The sequence below is a fragment of the Breoghania sp. genome (assembly GCF_963674635.1).
Lineage (GTDB): Bacteria > Pseudomonadota > Alphaproteobacteria > Rhizobiales > Stappiaceae > Breoghania.
Genome location: NZ_OY771475.1, coordinates 1,594,591 through 1,617,094, shown reverse-complemented (window position 1 = coordinate 1,617,094; position 22,504 = coordinate 1,594,591). Strand labels below are relative to the sequence as shown.

19 protein-coding genes are annotated in these 22,504 nt (G+C 62.5%); 16 read left to right on the top strand and 3 right to left on the bottom strand.

The annotated features are described in order from the left end of the window. Nucleotides 1–15 precede the first annotated feature (15 nt). The 4 genes from ABGM93_RS07095 to gltX all read left to right on the top strand — a co-directional run bounded on the left by ABGM93_RS07095 (nt 16) and on the right by gltX (nt 5,692). A complete protein-coding gene (locus tag ABGM93_RS07095; protein WP_319774165.1) occupies nt 16–1,398 on the top strand; it encodes a 3-deoxy-7-phosphoheptulonate synthase class II in 1,383 nt (460 codons plus the stop codon). 215 nt (nt 1,399–1,613) lie between these two features. Beyond that, the gene (locus ABGM93_RS07090; RefSeq protein ID WP_321504760.1) at nt 1,614–2,210 is read left to right on the top strand and encodes a response regulator; all 597 of its coding nucleotides are present in this window, start codon (nt 1,614–1,616) and stop codon (nt 2,208–2,210) included. Between the two features lie 127 nt (nt 2,211–2,337). Continuing rightward, on the top strand, nt 2,338–4,008 hold the full coding sequence (locus ABGM93_RS07085; protein ID WP_321504757.1) for an NAD+ synthase: 1,671 nt from the start codon (nt 2,338–2,340) through the stop codon (nt 4,006–4,008). 316 nt (nt 4,009–4,324) lie between these two features. Next, a complete protein-coding gene (gene gltX, locus ABGM93_RS07080; RefSeq protein WP_321504756.1) occupies nt 4,325–5,692 on the top strand; it encodes a glutamate--tRNA ligase in 1,368 nt (455 codons plus the stop codon). Here gltX and ABGM93_RS07075 read toward each other — a convergent pair. Beyond that, the gene (locus tag ABGM93_RS07075) at nt 5,655–7,067 is read right to left on the bottom strand and encodes a DUF2865 domain-containing protein (RefSeq protein ID WP_321504754.1); all 1,413 of its coding nucleotides are present in this window, start codon (nt 7,065–7,067) and stop codon (nt 5,655–5,657) included. The genes gltX and ABGM93_RS07075 overlap by 38 nt on opposite strands. A gap of 461 nt (nt 7,068–7,528) precedes the next feature. On the opposite strand from ABGM93_RS07075, the gene ABGM93_RS07070 reads away from it, so the two are divergent. The 6 genes from ABGM93_RS07070 (at nt 7,529) to ABGM93_RS07045 (ending at nt 13,388) form a co-directional block, all read left to right on the top strand. Then, a complete protein-coding gene (locus ABGM93_RS07070; protein WP_321504752.1) occupies nt 7,529–8,542 on the top strand; it encodes a fumarylacetoacetate hydrolase family protein in 1,014 nt (337 codons plus the stop codon). A gap of 252 nt (nt 8,543–8,794) precedes the next feature. Then, nucleotides 8,795–9,790 (top strand): MBL fold metallo-hydrolase, encoded by a 996-nt coding sequence (locus tag ABGM93_RS07065; RefSeq protein ID WP_321504750.1) that lies wholly within the window; start codon nt 8,795–8,797, stop codon nt 9,788–9,790. Nucleotides 9,791–9,986: 196 nt separating this feature from the next. Then, nucleotides 9,987–11,621, top strand: a complete 1,635-nt coding sequence (locus ABGM93_RS07060) for an FAD-dependent oxidoreductase (protein ID WP_321505776.1) — start codon at nt 9,987–9,989, stop codon at nt 11,619–11,621. Between the two features lie 10 nt (nt 11,622–11,631). Continuing rightward, nucleotides 11,632–11,832 (top strand): DUF2783 domain-containing protein, encoded by a 201-nt coding sequence (locus tag ABGM93_RS07055; protein WP_319774158.1) that lies wholly within the window; start codon nt 11,632–11,634, stop codon nt 11,830–11,832. Between the two features lie 361 nt (nt 11,833–12,193). Then, the gene (locus ABGM93_RS07050; protein WP_321504748.1) at nt 12,194–12,766 is read left to right on the top strand and encodes a hypothetical protein; all 573 of its coding nucleotides are present in this window, start codon (nt 12,194–12,196) and stop codon (nt 12,764–12,766) included. Between the two features lie 130 nt (nt 12,767–12,896). After that, nucleotides 12,897–13,388 carry a CreA family protein gene (locus tag ABGM93_RS07045; protein ID WP_319774263.1) on the top strand — a complete coding sequence of 164 codons (492 nt, stop codon included), beginning with the start codon at nt 12,897–12,899 and terminating at the stop codon, nt 13,386–13,388. A 62-nt stretch (nt 13,389–13,450) separates the two neighbouring features. On the opposite strand, the gene ABGM93_RS07040 is transcribed toward ABGM93_RS07045, so the two are convergent. After that, a complete protein-coding gene (locus ABGM93_RS07040; protein WP_319774156.1) occupies nt 13,451–13,708 on the bottom strand; it encodes a hypothetical protein in 258 nt (85 codons plus the stop codon). 285 nt (nt 13,709–13,993) lie between these two features. On the opposite strand from ABGM93_RS07040, the gene cysS reads away from it, so the two are divergent. The 5 genes from cysS (at nt 13,994) to rarD (ending at nt 19,801) form a co-directional block, all read left to right on the top strand. After that, a complete protein-coding gene (cysS, locus tag ABGM93_RS07035; protein WP_321504742.1) occupies nt 13,994–15,415 on the top strand; it encodes a cysteine--tRNA ligase in 1,422 nt (473 codons plus the stop codon). Nucleotides 15,416–15,648: 233 nt separating this feature from the next. Then, on the top strand, nt 15,649–16,185 hold the full coding sequence (locus ABGM93_RS07030) for a GFA family protein (RefSeq protein WP_321504740.1): 537 nt from the start codon (nt 15,649–15,651) through the stop codon (nt 16,183–16,185). Continuing rightward, entirely contained in the window at nt 16,182–17,153 is a 972-nt protein-coding gene (gene pip / locus ABGM93_RS07025) for a prolyl aminopeptidase (RefSeq protein ID WP_321504738.1), read from the top strand. The genes ABGM93_RS07030 and pip overlap by 4 nt, the downstream gene beginning before the upstream one ends. Before the next feature lie 39 nt (nt 17,154–17,192). Then, a complete protein-coding gene (gene cimA, locus ABGM93_RS07020; RefSeq protein WP_321504736.1) occupies nt 17,193–18,824 on the top strand; it encodes a citramalate synthase in 1,632 nt (543 codons plus the stop codon). Between the two features lie 17 nt (nt 18,825–18,841). After that, on the top strand, nt 18,842–19,801 hold the full coding sequence (rarD, locus tag ABGM93_RS07015) for an EamA family transporter RarD (protein ID WP_321504735.1): 960 nt from the start codon (nt 18,842–18,844) through the stop codon (nt 19,799–19,801). A gap of 40 nt (nt 19,802–19,841) precedes the next feature. Here rarD and ABGM93_RS07010 read toward each other — a convergent pair whose 3' ends face one another. Beyond that, nucleotides 19,842–20,444: a TIGR00730 family Rossman fold protein gene (locus ABGM93_RS07010; RefSeq protein ID WP_321504733.1), complete on the bottom strand. Its 603-nt coding sequence runs from the start codon at nt 20,442–20,444 to the stop codon at nt 19,842–19,844. A gap of 375 nt (nt 20,445–20,819) precedes the next feature. Between ABGM93_RS07010 and ABGM93_RS07005 the strand changes: the two genes are divergently transcribed. After that, nucleotides 20,820–22,295, top strand: a complete 1,476-nt coding sequence (locus ABGM93_RS07005) for a LysM peptidoglycan-binding domain-containing protein (RefSeq protein WP_321504731.1) — start codon at nt 20,820–20,822, stop codon at nt 22,293–22,295. Nucleotides 22,296–22,504: the final 209 nt, after the last annotated feature.

Sequence of the window (22,504 nt, the reverse complement as noted above, 5' to 3'; positions counted from 1 at the left end):
GATCAGGAGTGGATTATGGCGGAGAAGTGGACACCGGAGACCTGGCGGTCCAAGCCGATTCAGCAGGTGCCCGATTATCCCGACAAGGCGGCTCTGGAAGCCGTCGAGGCGAAGCTTGCGACCTTTCCGCCGCTTGTTTTTGCAGGCGAGGCGCGCAAGCTCAAGAAGCAGCTCGCCGAAGTGGCCGAGGGCCGTGCTTTCCTGCTTCAGGGCGGCGATTGCGCCGAGAGCTTTGCCGAGCACCGCGCTGACAATATCCGAGATTTCTTCCGCGTCTTCCTGCAGATGGCGGTTGTCCTGACCTACGCCGCCTCCTCGCCGGTGGTGAAGGTGGGCCGCATTGCCGGACAGTTCGCCAAGCCGCGCTCCTCGCCGACTGAAAAGATCGGCGACGTGGAGTTGCCGAGCTACCGCGGTGATATCGTCAATGGCATCGACTTCACCGAAGCCGATCGCATGCCTGACCCGGCGCGTCTTGAGATGGCCTATCGGCAGTCGGCCGCCACGCTGAACCTGCTGCGCGCCTTCGCTCAGGGTGGTTTCGCCAATCTCGACCACGTGCATCAGTGGATGCTGGGCTTCGTCAAGGACAGCCCGCAGGCTTCGCGCTATCAGGACATCGCTGATCGGATCTCCGAAGCACTCAATTTCATGCGCGCCTGTGGCGTCGATCCCGACAGTGCCCCGCAGCTGCGGTCCACCGACTTCTTCACCAGCCACGAGGCGCTGCTTCTGGGTTACGAAGAGGCGCTGACGCGCATCGATTCCACCTCCGGCGACTGGTACGCCACCACCGGCCACATGGTCTGGATCGGCGACCGCACCCGCCAGCCGGACCATGCCCACGTGGAATTCTGCCGTGGCATCAAGAACCCGATCGGCCTGAAATGCGGCCCCTCCATGGAGCCGGACAACCTCCTGCGCCTGATCGATACGCTGAACCCGACCAACGAGGCGGGCCGGTTGACCCTGATCGCGCGTTACGGCGCAGACAAGGTCTATGACCACCTGCCCAAGCTCGTTCGGGCTGTTGAAGGCGAAGGCCGCAAGGTGGTGTGGTCCTGCGATCCCATGCACGGCAACACGATCAAGGCTGCGACCGGCTTCAAGACCCGTCCCTTCGATCGCATTCTGGAGGAGGTAGAAGCCTTCTTTGCCGTGCACCGGGCCGAAGGTTCGCATCCCGGCGGCATCCATATCGAGATGACCGGCAAGGCGGTGACCGAATGCACCGGTGGTGCACGGGCCATCTCCGAGGACGAACTGTCCGCACGCTACCACACGCATTGCGATCCCCGCCTCAACGCCGATCAGGCGCTGGAGCTGGCCTTCCTGGTGGCGGAGAACATCAAGAAGGAACGTGAGGAGCGCAACGCGAGCGCTGCTGCCGTTTCCTGATCGCCTGAAGGTGACCCCGCGCAAATGCGCGGGGTATTCAAATCACGAAAGGCCCATCGCATGGCGGCGGTGGGCCTTTTGCGTTCCAGCGGGTGGGATGCAGGCCACGCATCATGCGTGATGACACGAAGGCGCTGACGGATTAACCCCTTTTCAAGGCAAGTCGGGTCAAAACAACGCGTGGTAGAGTAATTCGCGTTGGAGTGCGCTGCGCCATGCGTTGCGGAATAGATCTGGCTGGTTTGAGTTTCCTCGTTGTCGACGACAGCGCGTTCATGCGCAACGCCGTCAAGACGGTGCTTGCGGAACTTGGAACACGACGGGTCACGGAAGCCTCCGACGGCGGTCAGGCCCTTGAGCAGATCGCCTGGGATGCCCCGGACATCATCATCTGCGACTGGCTGATGAAACCCATGGGCGGCGAGGATTTCATGCGCAGTCTGCGCGGCGATCCCACATCGTCCATCGCAACGCTTCCCGTCATCATGCTGACCTCGTTTTCGGGGCGCGATCATGCGCTGACCGCCGCACGCCTTGGTGTGAACGAGTTCATCCAGAAGCCGCTGACGCCGGGTTCTCTGGCGCGCCGAATCGAGCGCATTGTCACCGAAGACCGGCCCTTCATTCGCGTGCCGGGCTACTTCGGGCCGCTGCCGCGCGCCGCCGGCATAGATGGTGCCAAGCTGCGTGAGATCGCACAAAGGCGCGCCCGGGAGCGCGCCGAGGAAGAGGCGGATGCCCGGCACATGGCGGTGGATGCCGAGGTCGAGGCACAGGCCGAAATCGGCGGCGAGGCGACGCGCGCGGCCTGATCTTCGCGGCGCAGTCCTGAACTTTCACAGATTGCAGTCTTTGAGAGGTGGCCCTCTGGCCTTTTGCTCTGAGGGAGGCTAATTGGCTTGTACCAACCCAATTAGCAGACCGGGCCGATCCGCCATCATGACACCGATCACCGACACGCTGCGTCTCGCTCTCGTTCAACTCAACCCGACGATGGGCGATCTTCTCGGCAACGCCGCAAAGCTGCGTGACGCGCGTGCGCGCGCGACCGCCGAGGGGGCGGACCTGATGGTCACCTCCGAGCTTTTCATCTGTGGCTATCCGCCCGAGGACCTTGTCCTGAAGCCCGCCTTCATCCGCGCCTGTCGGCAGGTGGTGGAAGATCTGGCTGCCGAGACCGCCGATGGTGGCCCGGCAATCCTCATCGGCGCGCCGTGGATGGTTGGCGACGAACTGCACAACGTTGTCTGCCTGCTTGATGAGGGCAAGGTGCAGGCCGTGCGCTCCAAGGTCGACCTGCCCAATTACGGTCCGTTCGACGAAAAGCGTGTCTTCCAGTCCGGCCCGTTGCCGGGTCCCGTCGATTTTCGCGGAGTGCGCCTCGGCGTGCCGATCTGCGAGGACACATGGAGCGATGAGGTCTGCGAGTGCCTGGCGGAGACGGGCGCGGAAATCCTGATCGTGCCGAACGGCTCTCCCTACTGGGCCGATAGGGTGGAGGAGCGCATTCAGGTTGAGGTCGCCCGCGTCGTGGAGACCGGACTTCCGCTGGTTTACGTCAACCAGATGGGCGGACAGGACGAGCTGATTTTTGACGGCGCCTCCTTCGCGCTTGAGGCCGACCGCACCCTTTCCATTCAGTTGCCGCAGTTCGAAGAGGCGGTCGCCACCTTCACGTGGAAACGGGAGGGCGAGACATGGAAATGCGTGGACGGCACGCGCGTCGCCACACCAGGCTTGGCGGAGGCGCAGTGGCGCGCCTGTGTCATGGGTCTTCGCGACTACGTCACCAAAAACGGGTTTCCGGGCGTCATTCTGGGCCTGTCCGGCGGTATCGATTCTGCCATCTGTGCGGCCATGGCGGTGGATGCGCTGGGCGCCGACAAGGTGCGCTGCGTGATGCTGCCTTATCGCTACACCGCTTCGGAAAGCCTTGAGGACGCAGAGGCCTGCGCCCGCGCGCTGGGTGTCGCCTACGACGTGGTGCCGATTGAACCCGCCGTTGCCGGGATGGAGACTGCGCTGAAGCCGATGTTTGAGGGGCTGACGCCCGATGTGACGGAAGAGAACATCCAGGCGCGCACACGCGGCGTCATCCTGATGGCGCTCTCCAACAAGTTTGGCCCAATGGTGGTTACCACCGGCAACAAGTCGGAAATGTCGGTCGGCTACGCCACGCTTTACGGCGACATGAACGGCGGTTTCAACCCGATCAAGGACATCTACAAGACGGAAGTCTTCAAGCTGGCGGCATGGCGCAACACCAACCGGCCCGCCGATGCGCTGGGCCCGGATGGTGAAGTCATTCCGGTGCGCATCATCACCAAGCCGCCTTCCGCGGAATTGCGTCCCGACCAGACCGACCAGGATTCATTGCCGCCCTATGATGAGCTTGACGACATTCTCGAATGCCTCGTTGAGCGCGAAATGGGCGTTTCCGAAATCGCAGCCCGCGGTCACGACGAGGCGCTGGTCAACCGAATCCAGAACCTTCTCTATGTGGCGGAGTACAAGCGCAGGCAAGCGCCTCCGGGGGTGAAGGTCACCAGCCGCAATTTCGGCCGCGACCGGCGCTACCCGATCACCAACAGGTTCCGCGACAAACGGTGAGGGGCGTTTGAGTCTGTAGCCCATCCTTCGAGACGGTCGCTGATGCGACCTCCTCAGGATGACGTTGGTGGGTGTGGGCGGTTTTGAAGAGGCCTGCCCAATCCTCAACGTCATCCTGAGGAAGCCGCAAAGCGGCTGTCTCGAAGGATGGGCCACAACCTCCAAACCCGCCCGGTATCGCCGCCGCATCGCCAACTAATCCACCGGCCCACATTGGCGTGGCAGGCAAACCGGAGTAGAAGCTCACACGGCTTGATCACCTTGCCGCCGCGCCACCGCGCGGGGAAACTGCAAACAAAGGCAACCAGCGAAAAGCATGACCGTAACCGTCCGCTTCGCCCCTTCGCCCACGGGTCACATCCATATCGGCAACGCCAGAACGGCACTGTTCAACGCGTTGCTGGCCCGGCAAAACCAAGGGCAATTCGTGCTGCGGCTCGACGATACGGATACGGCGCGTTCGCGCGAGGAATATGCCGACGCGATTATTGCGGATCTTCGCTGGCTCGGTATCGAGCCCGTCCGTATCGAGCGCCAGTCCGCGCGCGTCGCGCTTTACGACGCGGCTGCGGAAAAACTCAAGAAGGCCGGTCTCCTTTATCCCTGCTACGAGACGCCGGACGAACTTGACCGCCGCCGCAAGCGTCGCCGCGCCCGTGGGCTGCCGCCGGTCTATGACCGCTCGGCGCTGAAGCTCACCAGCGAGGAACGCGCTGCGCTGGAAGCGGAAGGCCGGAAACCGCACTGGCGCTTCCTGTTGCCGAATTTTCAAAGCGATCCTTTTGAGACGCGGCGCAGCGACGTTACCTGGATGGATCTGTGTCGCGGCGAACAGGCGGTCGATCTCGCCTCGCTCTCCGATCCGGTGCTCCAGCGAGAGGACGGCACCTATCTCTACACACTGCCCTCGGTGGTCGATGATATTGATCTCGCAATGACCCACGTCGTGCGAGGCGAGGATCATGTGGCCAATACCGCCGTACAGATCGCGATCTTCAGGGCGCTGGGGGCGGAGCCGCCCGTTTTCGGCCATCACAACCTGCTGACGACCGCTTCCGGTGAGGGGCTTTCCAAGCGCTCCGGCGCGCTCTCCATCGGGTCGTTGCGCGAACAAGGGCTGGAGCCCATGACGGTGGCAAGCCTTGCCGTTCTGATCGGAACGTCCGAGGCGGTGGAGCCGAAGGCCGACCTTGATGCGCTGGCGGCGGGCTTTGATCTCTCTGGGGTTTCGCGCGCGCCTGCGCGCTTCGATCCGGCCGACCTGCCTGCGCTGAACGCCCGCCTGCTGCACCATCTGCCGGCCGGTGCGGTGAGGGACCGTCTCGTCGCGCTGGGCGTGTCGGCGGACAAGACCGAAGCCTTCTGGGCAGCGGTTTCCGGCAATCTTGAGCGTTTCGGGGATGCGAAAGACTGGTGGCAGGTCGTTTCAGGCCCGCTCACGCCTGTCATCGAGGCCGACGACGCCGAGTTTCTGAAAACGGCAGCAACCGTTTTGCCCGCCGAGCCGTGGGACGGCGAGACATGGAAAGCATGGACGAATGCGGTGAAGGCGGAGACGGGCCGCAAGGGAAAGGGGCTCTTCATGCCGCTTCGCAAGGCGCTGACGGGCCTCGATCACGGTCCGGAACTTGCCCGCCTGCTGCCGCTTATTGGGCGACAAAATACGCTGGACCGACTCGTCTGACAGGTCCTGTATCGGTGCGGGGGACGGGCGTTCCGCCCTCGCCATCGGCCCCTGTGTCCTTTGCGCTCACCGTACGCTGAGGCGTGATCTTGGCGAGCTTTGGCACATAGGAGCCGCGCTGGTTCAGGATCGTGTCAGGGTCTTCACTAGCGGCAAGCTTCGCCATCGGTGTCGTATCCGTGACAAGCGCCTGGTTCGTCGGCTCCCGGTATCCGCCCCATGGATCATCCGGATCGCCACCGGCGTTTGCGTCCCACGGCGCATCCGGGTCCCATGGCTCATTCGGGTCGTAACCCGGCGTCGGCCCCCAGTCGGTTCCCCCGGAAGCGCTTGAATTGAGCGTCGTGCCGCCACGCTCGCCCGTCACCGGGGTCATGTTGCCGCTATAGGGCTGTTTGCCGTTGCCCGCGACCGACATGTTTGCCGCCTTGCAGCTGCATGTCGGGTCGAACTTGGTGCGGTAGCGGAACGCGTTTTCCATTTCCGAATAGGGGATGCCGTCAAGGCTCACCATGGCCGAGGCGTCCTCGCCCGGGTTGCGATAGACATAGAGCGAGGCCTCCGTGCCGGGGCACATGGTCTGACACTGGTCCGCATCGGCGTAAAACTGATCCTCGGTGGTGGAAAACGATATCGGGAAGAAAAAGCCGTCGCAGCGGCGCACACACAAGGTGCGATAGGTGCCGCCCCCCCTATAGGCGCGGTCTTCACGTGGCGTGTAGTAATCCTGTTCCCGTGCCCGGTTGCTACCGCCGAACAGCATGCCGAAAAGCCCGCCCTCGCGCGATCCGCTTTCCGCTCCGCGCCCGTCTATGACGCCATTGCGGTTCGGGGCTGGGCGCGCATAGACGCGCCCGCCACGATCCTCTTGATAGACTGTCCGGCCCTGCGGGTAGCGCGGATCCGAACCGCGCGATCTCGCGCGTAGGGTCGGCGCATTGCAGCGCAGCGCCATCAGTTGCTGGCGAACCTGTGCGATCTTCTCGCTCGCCGCCCCGCCGGAGCGGCGCATGACCTGTGCGCGGTTGCGTGAAAGGCGGGCCATGCGTTCGCGTGTTTCCGCGATCTCGCGATCAATCGGGACACAGATCCGCGGATCGGGCGACGAAAAAAGAAAGCCCCCGCCATTGCAGCGCGCGCGTTTGGAGCGCCGTTCCAAACCGTCGAGCCGCCGTGCCGCCTCGCGCAGAGCCTCATCCCACTGCTGCACTTCCGCGCCGCCGCTGCGATTGTCCGAAAGGCTGGAAAGCCGGGCGAGCTCGTCTTCCAGCGCATAACAGCGTCGGTCACGTCCTTGCGCCCGCACGTCGCCCGACATCCCCGTCAGGGCAATAACCCCCAGCATAGCCAGCAGTGATAAGGACCGACGACGCATCGACACTCTCTTGTTGGTCCCCGGCGGACGGGGCTGCACACCGAACAACCTGCGCGGCGCCTTGCTCCGACGACGCGCCCACGATTCGACTGATGGCGCCTGACGCGCCCTTCTCCAATCTAACCTAGCTGAGGCTTTGACCGGCGCAAACCGTGTCCCGGAGCGAAAACACCTTGTTTTCGACTAGGTGGTGAATGCGGATTTCGTAGGGCAGGGCGACACAAGAAGGGCCCGAGACACAGCCATTTCAGCCAAAGGGGCGCGCCGAGGATCGGGACTTTTCCCGAAAGCGGGAACTTCGGCTGAGGTTGAGCGCTTTCCCATTGCCTGCCGACATGTGCATTCGGGCTCATTGACGCGCGTGTCAGCAAAACGCAGACGGTTGCATTTTCAATGGATAGGGTAATGCAAGACAGGGGACTTTCGGCGCAGGCCGCCGAGCGTTTGGTGAGGACTGATACATGAAGCTAGCAACGCTGCGTGATGGCTCGCGTGACGGACAACTCGTCGTGGTGTCATGGGATCTTGCGCGTTACACACCCGCCGGCACGGTGGCTGCGACGATGCAGGAGGCGCTCGACAACTGGGGGGCGCTCGAAGAGGGATTGCGCGATCTCTCCACCCGTCTCGATATCGGCCAGATTTCCGGCTCTCCCTTCGATGAGGAACTTTGCCTCTCGCCGCTTCCGCGCGCCTACCAGTGGGCGGATGGGTCAGCCTATGTGAACCATGTGGAACTTGTGCGTGGCGCGCGCGGGACACCCATGCCGGAGAGCTTCTGGACTGATCCGCTGATGTATCAGGGTGGCTCCGACGCGTTCTTGTCGCCACGCAATCCGATCCGGCTCGCCAATGAGGACTGGGGTATCGATTTCGAAGGCGAAATCGCCGCCGTTACCGATGATGTCCCCATGGGCATCAGTCCGGAAAATGCGGGCGGTCACATCAAGCTCCTGATGCTGGTGAACGACGTCTCCCTTCGCAACGTCATCCCCAATGAGTACGCTAAGGGCTTTGGTTTCTTTCAGTCCAAGCCGTCCTCGTCCTTCGCCCCCGTCGCCGTGACGCCGGACGAACTGGGGGATGCCTGGACCGGCGGCACCATCGCGCTGCCGCTGCTGGTCAGCTACAACGGCAAGCTGTTCGGCAAGGCACGCTGCGATATCGACATGACCTTCGATCTCCCGCGCCTCATTGCGCATGCGGCGGGAACGCGTCCGCTGGGACCTGGAACCATCGTCGGCTCCGGCACTGTGTCCAACAAGCTTGACGGCGGGCCAGGCAAGACAGTGGAGGAGGGCGGTGTCGGTTATTCCTGCATCGCGGAAAAGCGCACGGTGGAAACACTGACGGACGGGGCCCCGAAGACGCCTTTCATGAAATTTGGCGACCGTGTGCGCATCGAGATGAAGGATGCGTCCGGCAACTCCATCTTCGGAGCCATCGATCAGGTTGTGGAGAAAGTCGGCGACTGACACCGCCGCCTCGTTCCTTGCGCATCAAATAGTTACGCCACCGCTGGACATCTCCGCGCGGTGGCATTTCTGTTGTGCGGCAGGCGCTTTGCCGTTCGCCATCCTGACGGTGTAACCTTTGCTACAAAGCCCGCTGCTCGATTGACGGTTACAAAATGAAGGCCGATCAGGTGCGAAAGCAGAAGAGCGGGAGAGGGGATGCGTCGCACCATGCGGAGCCGTCCCGGAACAAGGCCATTTGGGGAGTACACCATGAGCAAGCAATTCGCATCCGCCGGCGATCTTGAAGAAAAGACCATTTCCTTCGTCGAGATCGGACCCGGTTGCTATGCCTTCACCGCGCAGGGTGATCCCAACACCGGTGTGATCATTGGCGACGAGAGCGTCATGGTGATCGACACGCAGGCGACGCCCGCCATGGCCGAGCAGGTCATCGAGCGTATCCGCACCGTCACCGACAAGCCCATCAAGCATGTGGTGCTGTCGCATTATCACGCCGTGCGTGTGCTGGGTGCTTCCGCCTACGGCGCGAGCGAGATCATCTCCTCCGATCTCACCTATCGCATGATCGTGGAACGCGGCCAGCAGGACTGGGACAGCGAATACGGTCGGTTCCCGAGGCTCTTTCAGGGCGCGGACGGCATTCCGGGGCTGACCTGGCCGACAATCACCTTCGGCTCGTCCATGACGGTTTGGCTCGGCAGTCGCGAAGTCAGGATCATGCATCTGGGGCGCGGCCATACGATGGGCGATATCGTCGTTTGGGTGCCGGATGCGAAGGTCATGTTCTCCGGCGATCTCGTGGAATATCACTCCGCCTGCTATTGCGGCGATGCGCATTTCGGCGACTGGCCTAAAACGCTGGACCGCCTGGCCGCCTTTGGCGCGCAGGCCATCGTACCCGGTCGCGGCGACGCGTTGACCTCGCCCGCCATGGTCGCTGACGGCATTGCGCTGACCCGCGATTTTCTCAGCACGCTTTACGGGTCGGTCTCCGCTTCGGTGGAAGAAGGGCGGAGCCTGAAGGAAGCCTTCGATGCCGCTCGCGCGGCGATGGACCCGAAATTCGGCGATTTCGCCATCCATGACCATTGCCTGCCCTTCAACGTTGCGCGCGCCTATGACGAGGCCAAGGGCATCGATCACCCCCAGATCTGGACCGCCGAGCGCGACCGCATGATGTGGGACGCGCTTCAGGGCGGCGCGGATGATGCGGCGATTGAAGAGGAAGCAGCGGCTGAGGAATAGGTCGCAATGGATTTGAGATGACGCGGACAGAAGGGCAATTCAGGCGGACTGATCCCTGAGCCATGCGCGGAGCCGTTGGGAGGCGGCAACGAAGCGCAAGGGGAAGGGGTGATCCCGCATCGGTCTGGGGAGGACAAGCATGGCGATAACGGGTTCGGGAGGGCCGGGCGCGTCGGAAGGCGCCGATGGTGCGACCATGGGCGCTGGCGCGCGCAAGGCGCTCTATCAGTTCGGCTATGCGCGCTCGCGCGATCAGGATGCGTTCGGCAGGACCGGGGAAGCGGTCCGTCACCCGGTCGTGGTGGTCGGCGCGGGGCCCGTGGGCATGACCCTTGCCGTCGATCTGGCTCTGCGTGGCCAGCCGGTGATCATCCTGGATGATGCGGATCGCATCGGCGAGGGCTCGCGCGCGATCTGCTTTGCCCAGCGCACGCTGGAGGTCTGGGATCGTCTCGGCGTTGCCGCCCCGATGGTCGAAAAGGGCATCACCTGGCAGGTTGGCAGGAACTTCCTGCGCGACGATCTCGTCTACAAGTTCGATCTGCTTCCCGAAGACGGCCACAAGATGCCCGCCTTCATCAATCTCCAGCAGTATTACGCGGAGTTGTTCCTCGTGGAGCGCATCGCCGAACTGCCGTTGATCGATCTGCGCTGGAACAACAAGGTCACGGCCATTGACAGCTCGGGCGAAGGCGGTCCCGTCGGCCTTACCATCGAAACGCCCGAAGGGGCGTATCGGCTTGCAGCCGAATGGCTGATCGCCTGCGATGGCGCTCGTTCCCCGCTGCGTGACATGTTGGGGCTGGAGTTCCGCGGCGAGGTCTTCGACGACCGCTTTCTGATAGCGGACGTGAAGATGGCCGCCGACTATCCGGCAGAGCGCTGGTTCTGGTTCGATCCGCCCTTTCATGCGGGTCAGTCGGCCCTTCTTCACAAGCAGCCTGACGATGTCTGGCGCATCGATCTGCAACTGGGCCCCGATGCGGACCCGGAGGTCGAGCAGCGCCCGGAAAACGTCATTCCCCGCATCGCGCGCATGCTGGGCCATGACAATTTCGAGCTGGAATGGGTCTCGCTCTATTCCTTCCAGTGCCGCCGTATCGACCGGTTCGTTCATGACCGCGTGATCTTTTGCGGCGATAGCGCCCATCAGGTCTCGCCCTTCGGCGCGCGCGGAGCGAATTCCGGCGTTCAGGATGCGGAAAATCTCGCCTGGAAGCTGGATCTCGTCCTGAAGGACGAAGCGGAGCCTTCGCTTCTGGAGACCTACGACGCTGAGCGTTCCTTTGCGGCGGACGAGAATATTGGCCACAGCACGCGTTCCACCGATTTCATCGCGCCCAAGAGCCCGATGGAGCGCATCTTGCGCAACGCCGTGCTTGATCTCGCCGCCAAGACCGAATTTGCCCGCTCCATGGTGAATTCCGGCCGTCTGTCGAAGCCGACCGTCTATGACACGGCGCTCTCCACCGCTGATGATGAGACCTTTTCGGGCGTGGCCCGCCTTGGTGCGCCCGTGCCGGACGCTCCCTTCAAACGCGCTGACGGCTCGCCCACCTGGCTTCATGATGAGCTCGGTCAGGGCTTCACGGTCCTTCATGTGGCCAACGGGGCTGCCCCCAACGCCGTTGAGGGCGCGGCCTTGCGGATCATCGGCGGGGAGCTTCTGGATGAAAGCGGCCAGTTCCGCCGCCGTTTCGATGCGACGCCGGGCGCGACCTATGTCATTCGGCCCGACCAGCATCTGGTCGCGCGGTTCCGCCATTTTGAGGCGACAAAGGTGGCCAATGCCATCGCACGGGCCAAGGGCCTATCGGACAGGGCCGCGTGAGGAGGCAAGCATGAGTGATCTGATAACCGCACTTCAGTTGCCCGACCCGGATGCCGCCTATCACCGGCTGGTCGATGCCCATCGGGGGCTCAGTGAGGAGCAGAGCGCAGATCTCAACGCCCGTCTGGTGCTGCTGCTGACCAACCATGTCGGCGATCTCGCGGTGCTCGATCAGGCCATCGAGCTCGCCAAGGCAAAGCGCGGAAGCTGAGAGCGGGCTTGCGCAGTCGGGAGCAGCCGGGGAGGGGGCGCCGGGCCTGCGCGTGTGGCCGATCCTTCGAGACGGCCTTGTCAGGCCTCCTCAGGATGACGTTCCCGTGTTGTTGGCTTTCCTCAATCCATCAACACGGGAACGTCATCCCGAGGAGCTTGAGAAAGCGGGCGTCTCGAAGGATCGGCCACACTCTAAGTCCTGTTTGCTGAGGTATTGCGTGGGGGCGTATCGCTCCCTCTCGAAGGAGGGGCGGCCGTCCGCATGCGCACTTTCGCACTGACCGAACGGACAAGGGGGCGTGGCGGGGTGCGGACAAATGGCGTTGCAAATTCCGTGCGGTCTTGGCACAGGTTTGAACATGACACGACGCACCACAGCCCTGATTGCGAAGGCCGGTCTCGCGAGCGCCGCGCTCCTGCTCGCGCTGTTGTGGCTCGTGCTTTATCCCGCGCTGTTGCCTGAGGGCATGCTGCCCTTCGATGCGCGTTTCACCTCCATGACGTTTGACCAGTTGCGCAACATCATGCTCGCGCTTGGAGCAGATGGACGCTCGCTGTATCAGTTTGTTCTTGTGCCGGTCGACATGGCGCTGGTTCTGGCCTATGGCGCAGGCATTGGATGTGCCATCGTCTGGCTGCGCGGCGAGCCCGATCGCATGACCATTGCGGAGATGCGGCGCAGGCAATCGGCGGGAAAGCGCGTACGCTCCGCCGTCGGCTCGGTTTTGCTCGTCGCCCCCTTTCTCGCCGCCGCCTTCGATGCCTGGGAAAATGTGCTCATCTTCCGTCTTCTGGGGCAGGGCGAAGGCGTGTCGATCCGCCTTATGGAAGAGCTCAACCGCACTTCGGGTTATAAATGGGCCTTTCTGGCCCTCGCAGGTGTGGCCTTCGTCGTGCAGTTGCTGGGGTATCTTTCACGGCGCGGGCGGTGATCGCGATGCCCTTGCGTCTTTGTGCACTCGCAAATCTGTACGCGCCTGCCTACATGGTGTGAGACAGCGCCCGGCATCAAGGAGAAACCAGACCATGCGCAATCCGCTCCGCTTCACTCTCGGCAAGGCCATGCTCGCCCTGTCCCTTGCCATGGTGGCAGGAACTGCGACGGCCGCCGAACAGCCGGAACTGATCTTCAAGCGCTCCACCGTCTGGAAGTTTCTCACCCCCGACCACAAGCTTGCCACCTACGCCATCGACGACCCGATCGCGAAGGGCGTGTCCTGCCATTTCACGGTGCCGGAAAAGGGCGGTATTTCGGGCTGGCTGGGGGTTGCGGAAGAGGTCTCAGACATCTCGCTCGCCTGCCGTCAGGTCGGGCCGATCTCGTTTGAGGGCAAGTTCGAGCAGGGCGAAGACATGTTCCGCCAGCGCCGCTCGCTGTTCTTCAAGAAGATGCAGATCGTGCGTGGATGCGATGCCAAACGCAACGTGCTGGTCTATGTGGTCTATTCCGACAAGCTGGTGGAAGGGTCGCCCAAGAACTCCACCTCCACTGTCCCGATCATGCCGTGGGGCGATCAGATGCCAGCAAAGTGCGGTGAATTCTTAAAGGATTGAGCCGTGCCAGACTGCCCGTGACATTGGCACGGAAAGTTCTTTTTTTCGGGAAGGCCGCAGGCTTATTTGCGGCCTCCGAAGGACCACGGGGAAACCTCGTGGAAGATGTCTGGTGCCTTGCCTGTCGTCGCTGCGACCAGTGCAAACACCGGAGCTGCCACCATCAACCCGATCAGGATTCCGGCCAGAACGGCCTTCACCTTGTCGGCGGCGGTCAGCTCATCGCACCGACGAAAGCGACGGCGACCAGAGAGCGGGGGGCGAGGATGCGCTGTAGCTTGCAGACCGCTATCGTCGCCGAAAAAACTGATATTCGACATGACCGGTACTCGCGACTGTTTCCGAACGCATTCGTTCTCGTCTATCCGGGCTGAACCCGCCGTGACCTCTTCGTTCAGCTGTCATTCAGTTTCATCGCCCGGCTTGACCCGAAGGGCGATGCGTCCTACACCGCTGAACCATGAACACGGTCATCATCATTCGCATTAGCGACGAGATTATTTGCGGCTAGCTTGAGTGCTGGCTGTGGCCGTTTCCTCCTGCCCGAATTTGCAAGACGAACGCCCCGGCTAGCGCCCCGCTAGCAGCAATTCAACGGGGTGCCTATGGATCTGGTTATTTATAATACGCTCTCGCGTGTTAAGGAAGTATTCACGCCGTTGGATCCGGCGCGGGTGCGGATGTACGTTTGCGGGCCCACCGTCTACGATTACGCGCATATCGGCAACGCACGTCCTGTGGTTGTTTTTGATTTACTTTACAGGCTCTTGCGTCATGTTTACGGCGCCGATCACGTCACCTATGCGCGCAACATCACGGATGTTGACGACAAGATCAACGCAAGGGCTGAGGCGGAAGGCCGCACCATCCGCGAGGTGACGGAAACGACGGCAGCCCAGTACCACGCCGACATGGCCGCACTGGGCGCGATGCTGCCCACCATCGAGCCGCGGGCCACCGAACATATTGACGACATGAAGGCGATGATCGAGCGGCTCGTTGAGCGCGGATATGCCTATGTCGCGGAAGGCCACGTCTTGTTCGAGGTCTCCAAGATGGCAGATTACGGCCGTCTGTCCGGTCGCTCGGTGGATGACATGCTGGCTGGAGCGCGGGTCGAGGTTGCGCCCTACAAGCGCGATGCGATGGATTTCGTGCTGTGGAAGCCGTCCAAACCCGGCGAACCCTCCTGGCCGAGCCCCTGCGGCATCGAGGAAGCGGGCCGTCCCGGCTGGCACATCGAGTGCTCCGCCATGGCAGGGCGCCATTTGGGTGAGGTGTTCGACATCCATGGCGGTGGCATCGATCTGACCTTCCCGCACCATGAAAACGAGATCGCCCAGTCCTGCTGCGCCCATGGCACCGAGCAGATGGCGCGCTACTGGATGCACAACGGCTTCCTGCAGGTGGAAGGCGAGAAGATGTCGAAGTCGCTCGGCAACTTCATCACCGTCCATGAGCTTCTGGAAAGCGACAAGGTAGGCGGGCGCACATGGCCGGGAGCGGTGGTGCGCCTGACACTCATGTCCGCCCATTACCGTCAGCCGCTCGACTTCACCCAGAAGGGACTTGAGGAAGCCGAGAAGCTCATCGAGCGCTGGGCGAAGCTCATCGCCCATGTCGAGCTTTCCGCCGATGTCACGCCGCCGGAAGAGGTAATTGAGGCGCTTTGCGACGACATCAACACCCCGCGCGCCATTGCGGCACTTCACGGCTTTGCGCGTGCGGCGCGGTCCGGTGATGCGGAAGCTGCGGCAAAGCTCGCAGCCGCTGCGTCGTTCCTCGGTCTGATGCCGGAAAGCTGGCGTGGCGCCACGGCCGCGTCCGAAGAGGCAGCAAAGGCCGATCCTGAGATGGCGGCGCGCGTTGAGCGGCTGATTGCAGATCGCATCGCGGCGCGGGCTGCGAAGGACTGGGCGGAATCGGACCGTATTCGCGACCTGCTCGTCGCTGAGGGTATCGTGCTGATGGACGGCAAGAACCCGCAAACAGGCGAAATGGAAACGAAATGGGAGTTGAAGAAGTAGCGGGCTGAGCTGGATCACGTGTTGGATCGCGTGTTTGTCCCATCCTTCGAGACGCCCGCCGTGGCGCGCTCCTCAGGATGACGTTGTGGGTGTTGAAACCTCTCACAACATGCAAGCCACACCCACAACGTCATCCTGAGGGGGCCGTCAGGCCCGTCTCGAAGGATGGGCCACACGGATGGAAGTCAGCCGATGTTTTTTTCGGCTACGAACGAGGAGAGGACGACATGGAGATGAGCGAAGCATCCCGTCTGACTGACGCCCGAACTGGCGCCCGAACCGGTGGTTGCCAGTGCGGCGCCGTGCGCTTCGCCGTGTCGGGCCCCCTTGGTCAGGCCTCCATCTGCCATTGCCGCATGTGCCAGAAGGCGCTTGGCAACTTCTTTGCGCCTTTCGTTTCCGTGACAGCCGAACAGCTTGCGTGGACGCGCGGGCAGCCGCGCTATTTCCGCTCCTCAAGCGACATGCGGCGCGGCTTTTGCGGAAACTGCGGCACGCCGCTGACCTATGACGCGAGCGAAGGCATCGCGCTCGCCATCGGCGCGTTCGACGAACCGAAGACCATCGTTCCGACCATCCAGTTCGGGACGGAATCAAAGCTTCCCTGTGTTGATCGGCTCCACTGTCTTCCCGGCATGACGACGGAAGAAGACCCGGATATTGCCGACATCATTGAAAACCTGGTGTGCTACCAGCACCCCGATCACGATACGCGCGATTGGCCGCCCCTGGATGAGGACAGCAGGCCATCCGCAAAGGAGATGAAATGAGCGAACTGGCGACCCTCTATCCTCCGATCGAGCCCTATGAGACGGGCTATCTCGATGTCGGCGATGGTCATGAAATCTACTGGGAGCGCTGCGGCACGAAGGGGGCGAAGCCCGTCGTGTTCCTGCATGGCGGTCCCGGTGGCGGGTTCTCGCCCGCTAATCGTCGCCAGTTCAACCCTGAGCTTTATGATATTCTCCTGTTCGATCAACGCGGCTGCGGTCACTCGCGCCCCCACGCCGAACTCGAAGCCAACACCACCTGGCATCTCGTCGCCGATATCGAGCGGCTGCGTGAAATGGTGGGCGTCGAGAAGTGGCAAGTCTTCGGCGGGTCTTGGGGCTCGGCGCTGGCGCTCGCCTATGCCGAGACGCACCCGGAACGCGTAAGCGAGCTGATCGTGCGCGGCATCTTCACGCTGCGCCGCTTCGAGCTGGAATGGTACTACCAGTACGGTGCCTCGATGCTTCATCCCGAGAAGTGGGAGCGGTATCTCGCGCCGATTCCCGAGAACGAGCGCGATGACATGATGGCTGCCTACCGCCGCCGTCTTGTGGGCGACGACGAAGCCGCCAAGCTTGAAGCCGCCAAGGCCTGGGCGATCTGGGAAGGCGAGACGCTGACCCTGTGCCCCGACGAAGGCACCTCGGAGAAATTCCGCGACGGGCACTTCGCGCTCGCCTTTGCCCGGATTGAAAACCACTACTTCGTCCATGGCGGCTGGATGGAGGAGGGCCAGCTCATTCGCGACGCGCACAAGCTCAAGGGCATTCCCGGCGTGATCGTGCAGGGACGCTATGACATGGCGACGCCGGCGCGCACGGCGTGGGACCTGCATAAGGCCTGGCCCGAAGCCGAATTCCACCTGATCGAGGATGCTGGCCACGCCTATAGCGAGCCGGGAATACTCGATCAGCTCATCCGCGCAACCGATCGCTTCGCAAAGAACAGCGATCATTCAACAAAGTAAGACTGAATCGCCTGAACAGCCAAAGGCAGGAAACGAGACATGTCCGATACCGCGAATGCCGCTGAGACAACCGCCAAGGAGCGGCTCTATCTCTTCGACACCACCTTGCGCGACGGTGCCCAGACCAATGGCATCGATTTCACGCTGGAGGACAAGATTGCGATTGCGGACATGCTCGACAAGATCGGCATTGACTATGTGGAGGGCGGTTATCCAGGTGCGAACCCGCTGGATACCGCTTTCTTCGAGAAAAAGCGCACGAAGAAGTCCACCTTCACCGCCTTCGGCATGACCAAGCGGGCCGGTCGCTCGGTTGGGAACGACCCGGGCCTTCAGGATCTGCTGGGCGCTGCCTCCGACGCCATCTGCTTTGTTGCCAAAAGCTGGGATTTCCATGTGAAGGTGGCGCTCGGCACCACCAACGAGGAAAATCTCGTCGGTATCCGCCAGTCGGTGGAGGCGGCGGTGGCGGCAGGCAAGGAGGCGCTGGTTGATTGCGAGCACTTCTTTGACGGCTACAAGGCCAACCGGGACTATGCGCTCGCTTGTACAAAGGCCGCCTATGAGGGTGGGGCGCGTTGGGTGGTCTTGTGCGATACCAATGGCGGCACACTGCCGGACGAGATCGAGGCAATCGTCAAGGACGTGATGAGCGTTGTGCCCGGCGATCATCTCGGCATCCACACCCACAATGATACCGAGCACGCGGTCGCCAATTCCCTAGCGGCGGTGAAGGCGGGCGTCCGTCAGATTCAGGGAACGCTCAACGGCATTGGAGAGCGGTGCGGCAATGCCAACCTGATCACGCTGATCCCGACCCTGATGCTGAAGCCGGAATATGCGGACCGCTTCGAAATCGGCGTCAGCAAGGAATCCCTGTCGCATCTCACCCAGTTCTCGCGCGCTTTCGATGAACTGCTGAACCGCGCGCCCGACCGTCATGCCGCTTATGTCGGCTCCGCGGCCTTTGCGACCAAGGCGGGCATCCATGCTTCCGCGATCCTGAAGGACCCGAAGACATATGAGCATGTCGATCCTGTAAGCGTCGGCAATCGCCGGCAGGTGCTGGTCTCCGACCAGGCGGGCAAGTCGAACCTTGTCAGCCAGCTGGAGATGCTGGGCATCGAAGTCGATCCCTCCGATCGACGCCTCGACAACCTGCTGCGCGAGGTGAAGGAGCGCGAGGCGTTGGGCTATGCCTATGAGGCAGCCGATGCCTCCTTCTCGCTGCTGGCATTGCGCCACCTGGGGCATGTGCCCGAGTTCTTCGAGGTCAAGAGCTTTCGCGTCATGGTCGAGCGCCGCTACAACGCGGTGGGCGAGCTTGTGACGATCTCAGAAGCCGTGGTGAAGCTGTGCATCGATGGCGAGGAACGGATGTCGGTGGCGGAAGGCAACGGCCCGGTCAACGCGCTCGACATTGCCCTGCGCAAGGATCTCGGCAAATACCAGAGTGAGATCGAGGGGCTTGTGCTGGCGGACTTCAAGGTCCGTATCCTCAATGGTGGCACGGAAGCCATCACGCGTGTGCTGATCGAGAGCATGGATGAAACCACCGGCGAACGCTGGTTTACGGTCGGCGTCTCGCCCAATATCGTCGACGCCTCGTTCCAGGCTCTGATCGATTCTATCACCTACCGTCTGATGAAGGGGAGTGCATCCGCACGTTAGCCGGTGCCTCGTTTCTCATGAAAATCAATCCTGACGTCCGGCGTCCTGCGGACGCGGAAACCGTCGCCTATGTCAATGCGGTGGCGGCGTATGGCCTTTGGGGCGTCCTGCCTCTCTATTTCATGCTGGTGAGCGCGGTTCCCTCCGGCCAACTCGTCGCCCAGCGCATCGTCTGGTCCGTGTTGGTGGTGGGGACGGCATTCTTCCTCGCCCGCCGGATGGATCTGGTGATGGAGGTGCTGCGGGACCGGCGCGTGATCTCTCGGCTTTCGATGAGCGCCTGCATCATCGCGTTCAACTGGCTGGTTTTCATCGTCGGCGTCGACGCGCACAGGGTGCTGGAGATTTCCTTCGGATATTTCATCAATCCGCTGGTCTCGGTCGCTCTGGGCACCGTGCTTCTCGGGGAGAGGCTAAGCCGGGGGCAATGCGTCGCCGTCGGCATTGCCGCCATCGCCATCGCCATTCAGGCCTGGGGGCTGGGCAGCTTCCCCTGGATCTCGCTGGCACTTGCCTTTTCATTCGGCATCTACGGCTTCCTGCGCAAGACGGTGGTTGTGGGCGCGGCGACAGGGCTGCTTGTGGAAGCGGCGGTGCTGCTGCCGGTCGCGCTCGCCTATCTGGGCTGGTGCGCGTTCTCCGGGACCCTGATGCTCGGCGACAATATCACCATGATGCTGCTGATCGCCGCCTCGGGCGTGGTGACCGCCGTGCCGTTGATCCTGTTCGCGCGCGGAGTTCAGGGCCTGCCGCTCTCCACGATCGGCATCCTGCAATACCTTGCGCCTTCACTGAACTTCCTGCTGGCGATCTTCGTATTCGACGAAAAGCTGGATCCGAGCCGACTGATCAGCTTCGCGCTGATCTGGGTGTCGCTGGTCGTCTTTACCCGGGATCTCCTGCACCGTCGCGCAGCAACCGTTGCGGCGCAAAAGGCGAACGCCGCCGCTGTCGCGGGTACCGAAGTCGTGGACTAGCGCGCGTAGGAGCGGGCGGTCCTGCGCAGACGGGGCCGCCTCAAAGCTGAGAGATCGGAACCGCGTCGTCCTTGCACATGTCTGTCTTGCCGGCGGCCACGTGCAGGATGTGAGGCACGATATCTTCTGCCCTGTCAGCCACATGATAGGGCACTTCAAATCCGTTGCGGATGAATCCGTCGCGGCTCATATGCTCCAGAAGCTGGCGGAAAGGCTCCCAGAAGCCCTTGATATTGGCGAGCAATACGGGCTTGTCGTGGCGGCCGAGCTGCGCCCATGTCAGCATCTCGACCGTTTCCTCAAGCGTACCGATGCCTCCCGGCAACGCCACGAAGGCGTCGGCCTTGTCGAACATCAGCTTCTTGCGCTGGTGCATGTCCTCAGTGACGATCAGCTCGCACTCGGCTTCCAGCATCACCTCGCGTTCCTTCAGGAACTGAGGAATGATGCCGGTCACGTCGCCGCCATGCTCCAGAACCGTTCGGGCGACAATGCCCATAAGTCCGACGGACCCGCCGCCATAGATAAGCCGGATACCCGCTTCAGCGAGATAGCGACCCAGATCGGCCGCGGCCTCCCGATAGGCCGGGTCGGTGCCCGCTCCGGAGCCGCAATAAACGCAAATGCTCTTTATCTGTCTCATGATGGCATAGTTGGCGCGCGTGCGACATTCGGTCAAGTCGTCTGCGTCCGGTGCGCATTCCTTCGCATGCAATTATCCAGCGCTGCCGGGTCTTTTCGAACATGCTTGCGTCAGGCAAACAGAATACGCTGCGCGCGCCAGGCACGTTCGCGTTGTGGTGCTGCGACATAGAATCAGCCCCTAGCAAATCCCGGCGATGTTGGCGGGCGAGCGAAAAGCGCTGCGACATGAGCGCGTTGGGGTGGTTTGCTTGCCGCGACCGGCAAAGGTGTATAACGATGCGGGTCAATAGCCGATAAGGCCGCCCCAGCATAATGGGGCCCAACGGCGAGGGGATCTGCCGGTTCCAGAAGGCTCAGGGAGCAAAAAGGCGCGATGAACAAGGTAGTTTTCGCAGGTCTGTTTGGCATTGTCGTTGCGGTTTTGCTCGCGGTTTTCGGCGTCCAGACCGGCGTCTTCGACGGGTTCCGGAAATCCCCTGCAACGCAAGATACGGGGGCACCCGTTTCGTCTGACGAGGCGACGACATCTGCCGCGCGCGGCAGCAAGGCTGATGACGCATCCGCCTCTTCGCAACAGCCTTCCGAGACCGCGCCTGCCGTTTCCACCCCCCCCGCCATGGCACCGACCTTCGATGTGGTGCGCGTGGAGCCGACCGGCGATGCGGTCGTCGCCGGTCTGGCCGAACCCAACGCCACGGTTGCGCTCGTTGCCAATGGCAAGGTCATCGGCAAGACCAGAACCAACGCGTCGGGCGAATGGGCCATCGTCCTCGACAAACCGCTTGCGCCGGGAGATTACGACGTCGCCATTCACGTTGAACAGGCCAACGGGGTTCAGATTGAATCCAGCCAGCGCGTGGCGGTGTCCATCCCGTCCGAGAAGACGGGCGGCGATGTTCTTGTGGTGATGAATGCTGAAGGCGAGGCCAGTACCATCCTGCAACGCCCGGCAGGCCTGGCCGCACCCGCGGCGCCGACCGTTGTTGCCTCCAGTGAGACTGCACGCGAAGCCTCGACGCCGGGACAGGAAGATGGCGCGAGCGCAACCGATCCGGCTACCGGAGCGGTCCAGGTCGAAACCGATGCCGCCAAGTCTGGCGCAACAGGCGCGGCGCGCGAGAACGTTCCCGGCAACACAAGCGTCGCCGGCAGCTCCGCGAAACCGGCAGATAGCGCTGCACCTGCCGTATCCGGTGCGACAGGAGAAACCACTTCTGTGGCCGGTCTTGAAACCAATGCCGGACCGAGCGGCGTGTCGACGCCGGTTGCCACCGCCTCCGCAGAGCCCGAACCTGCCAAAACGGCAAGCGCCGCTCAGGTGACGGTCGATGCGGTGGAGAGCGAAAAGGGCAAGCTCTTCGTGGCGGGCACCAGCAAGGCCGATACGCGCTTGCGGGTCTATCTCGGGGCCGACTATCTGGGGGAGACGCGGACGAACCAGAACGGCCGCTGGCTGCTGGAGACGGAACATCCCGTCGATCCGGGGCAACATGATGTGCGAGCGGACATGATCAAGGATGACAGTGGCGCTGTCGTCGCGCGTGCGCAGGTCACCTTCGACCGCCAGCCCGATGCTGTGATCCTCACGCAGGTGGTTGCCTCCGGCGAGGCCGGGAAGGGAACAGGGGCGAGCGCTTCCGCCTCCGCCCGTCTGCCCAATGTGATCATCCGCAAGGGCGACAACCTGTGGACCATCTCCCGAAGGCTCTACGGCAAGGGCATGCGCTACACCACGATCTATCAGGCCAATCAGGGCCAGATCCGCAATCCGGATCTGATCTATCCTGGTCAGGTCTTCCTCACCCCGGTCGGCGATGACGCCTGGGAAAAGGATGCGGCCACCGACTGAGAGATTTGGCATTTTTGCGGAAACGGGGCGGGCTGCGGCACGTCCCGTTTTGCACTTTCTGGCCGCCAGCACTTGCATATCGAACATTCATCGTATATCGACGATGGATCAATCGCTCCCTACCCGCCATTGTGCCTCCCTGCCTGCCCTTGCGCGGGGCGTTATGGCGTTGGGACACCGGGCGTGATCCCCATTTCCTTCGAGCTTGA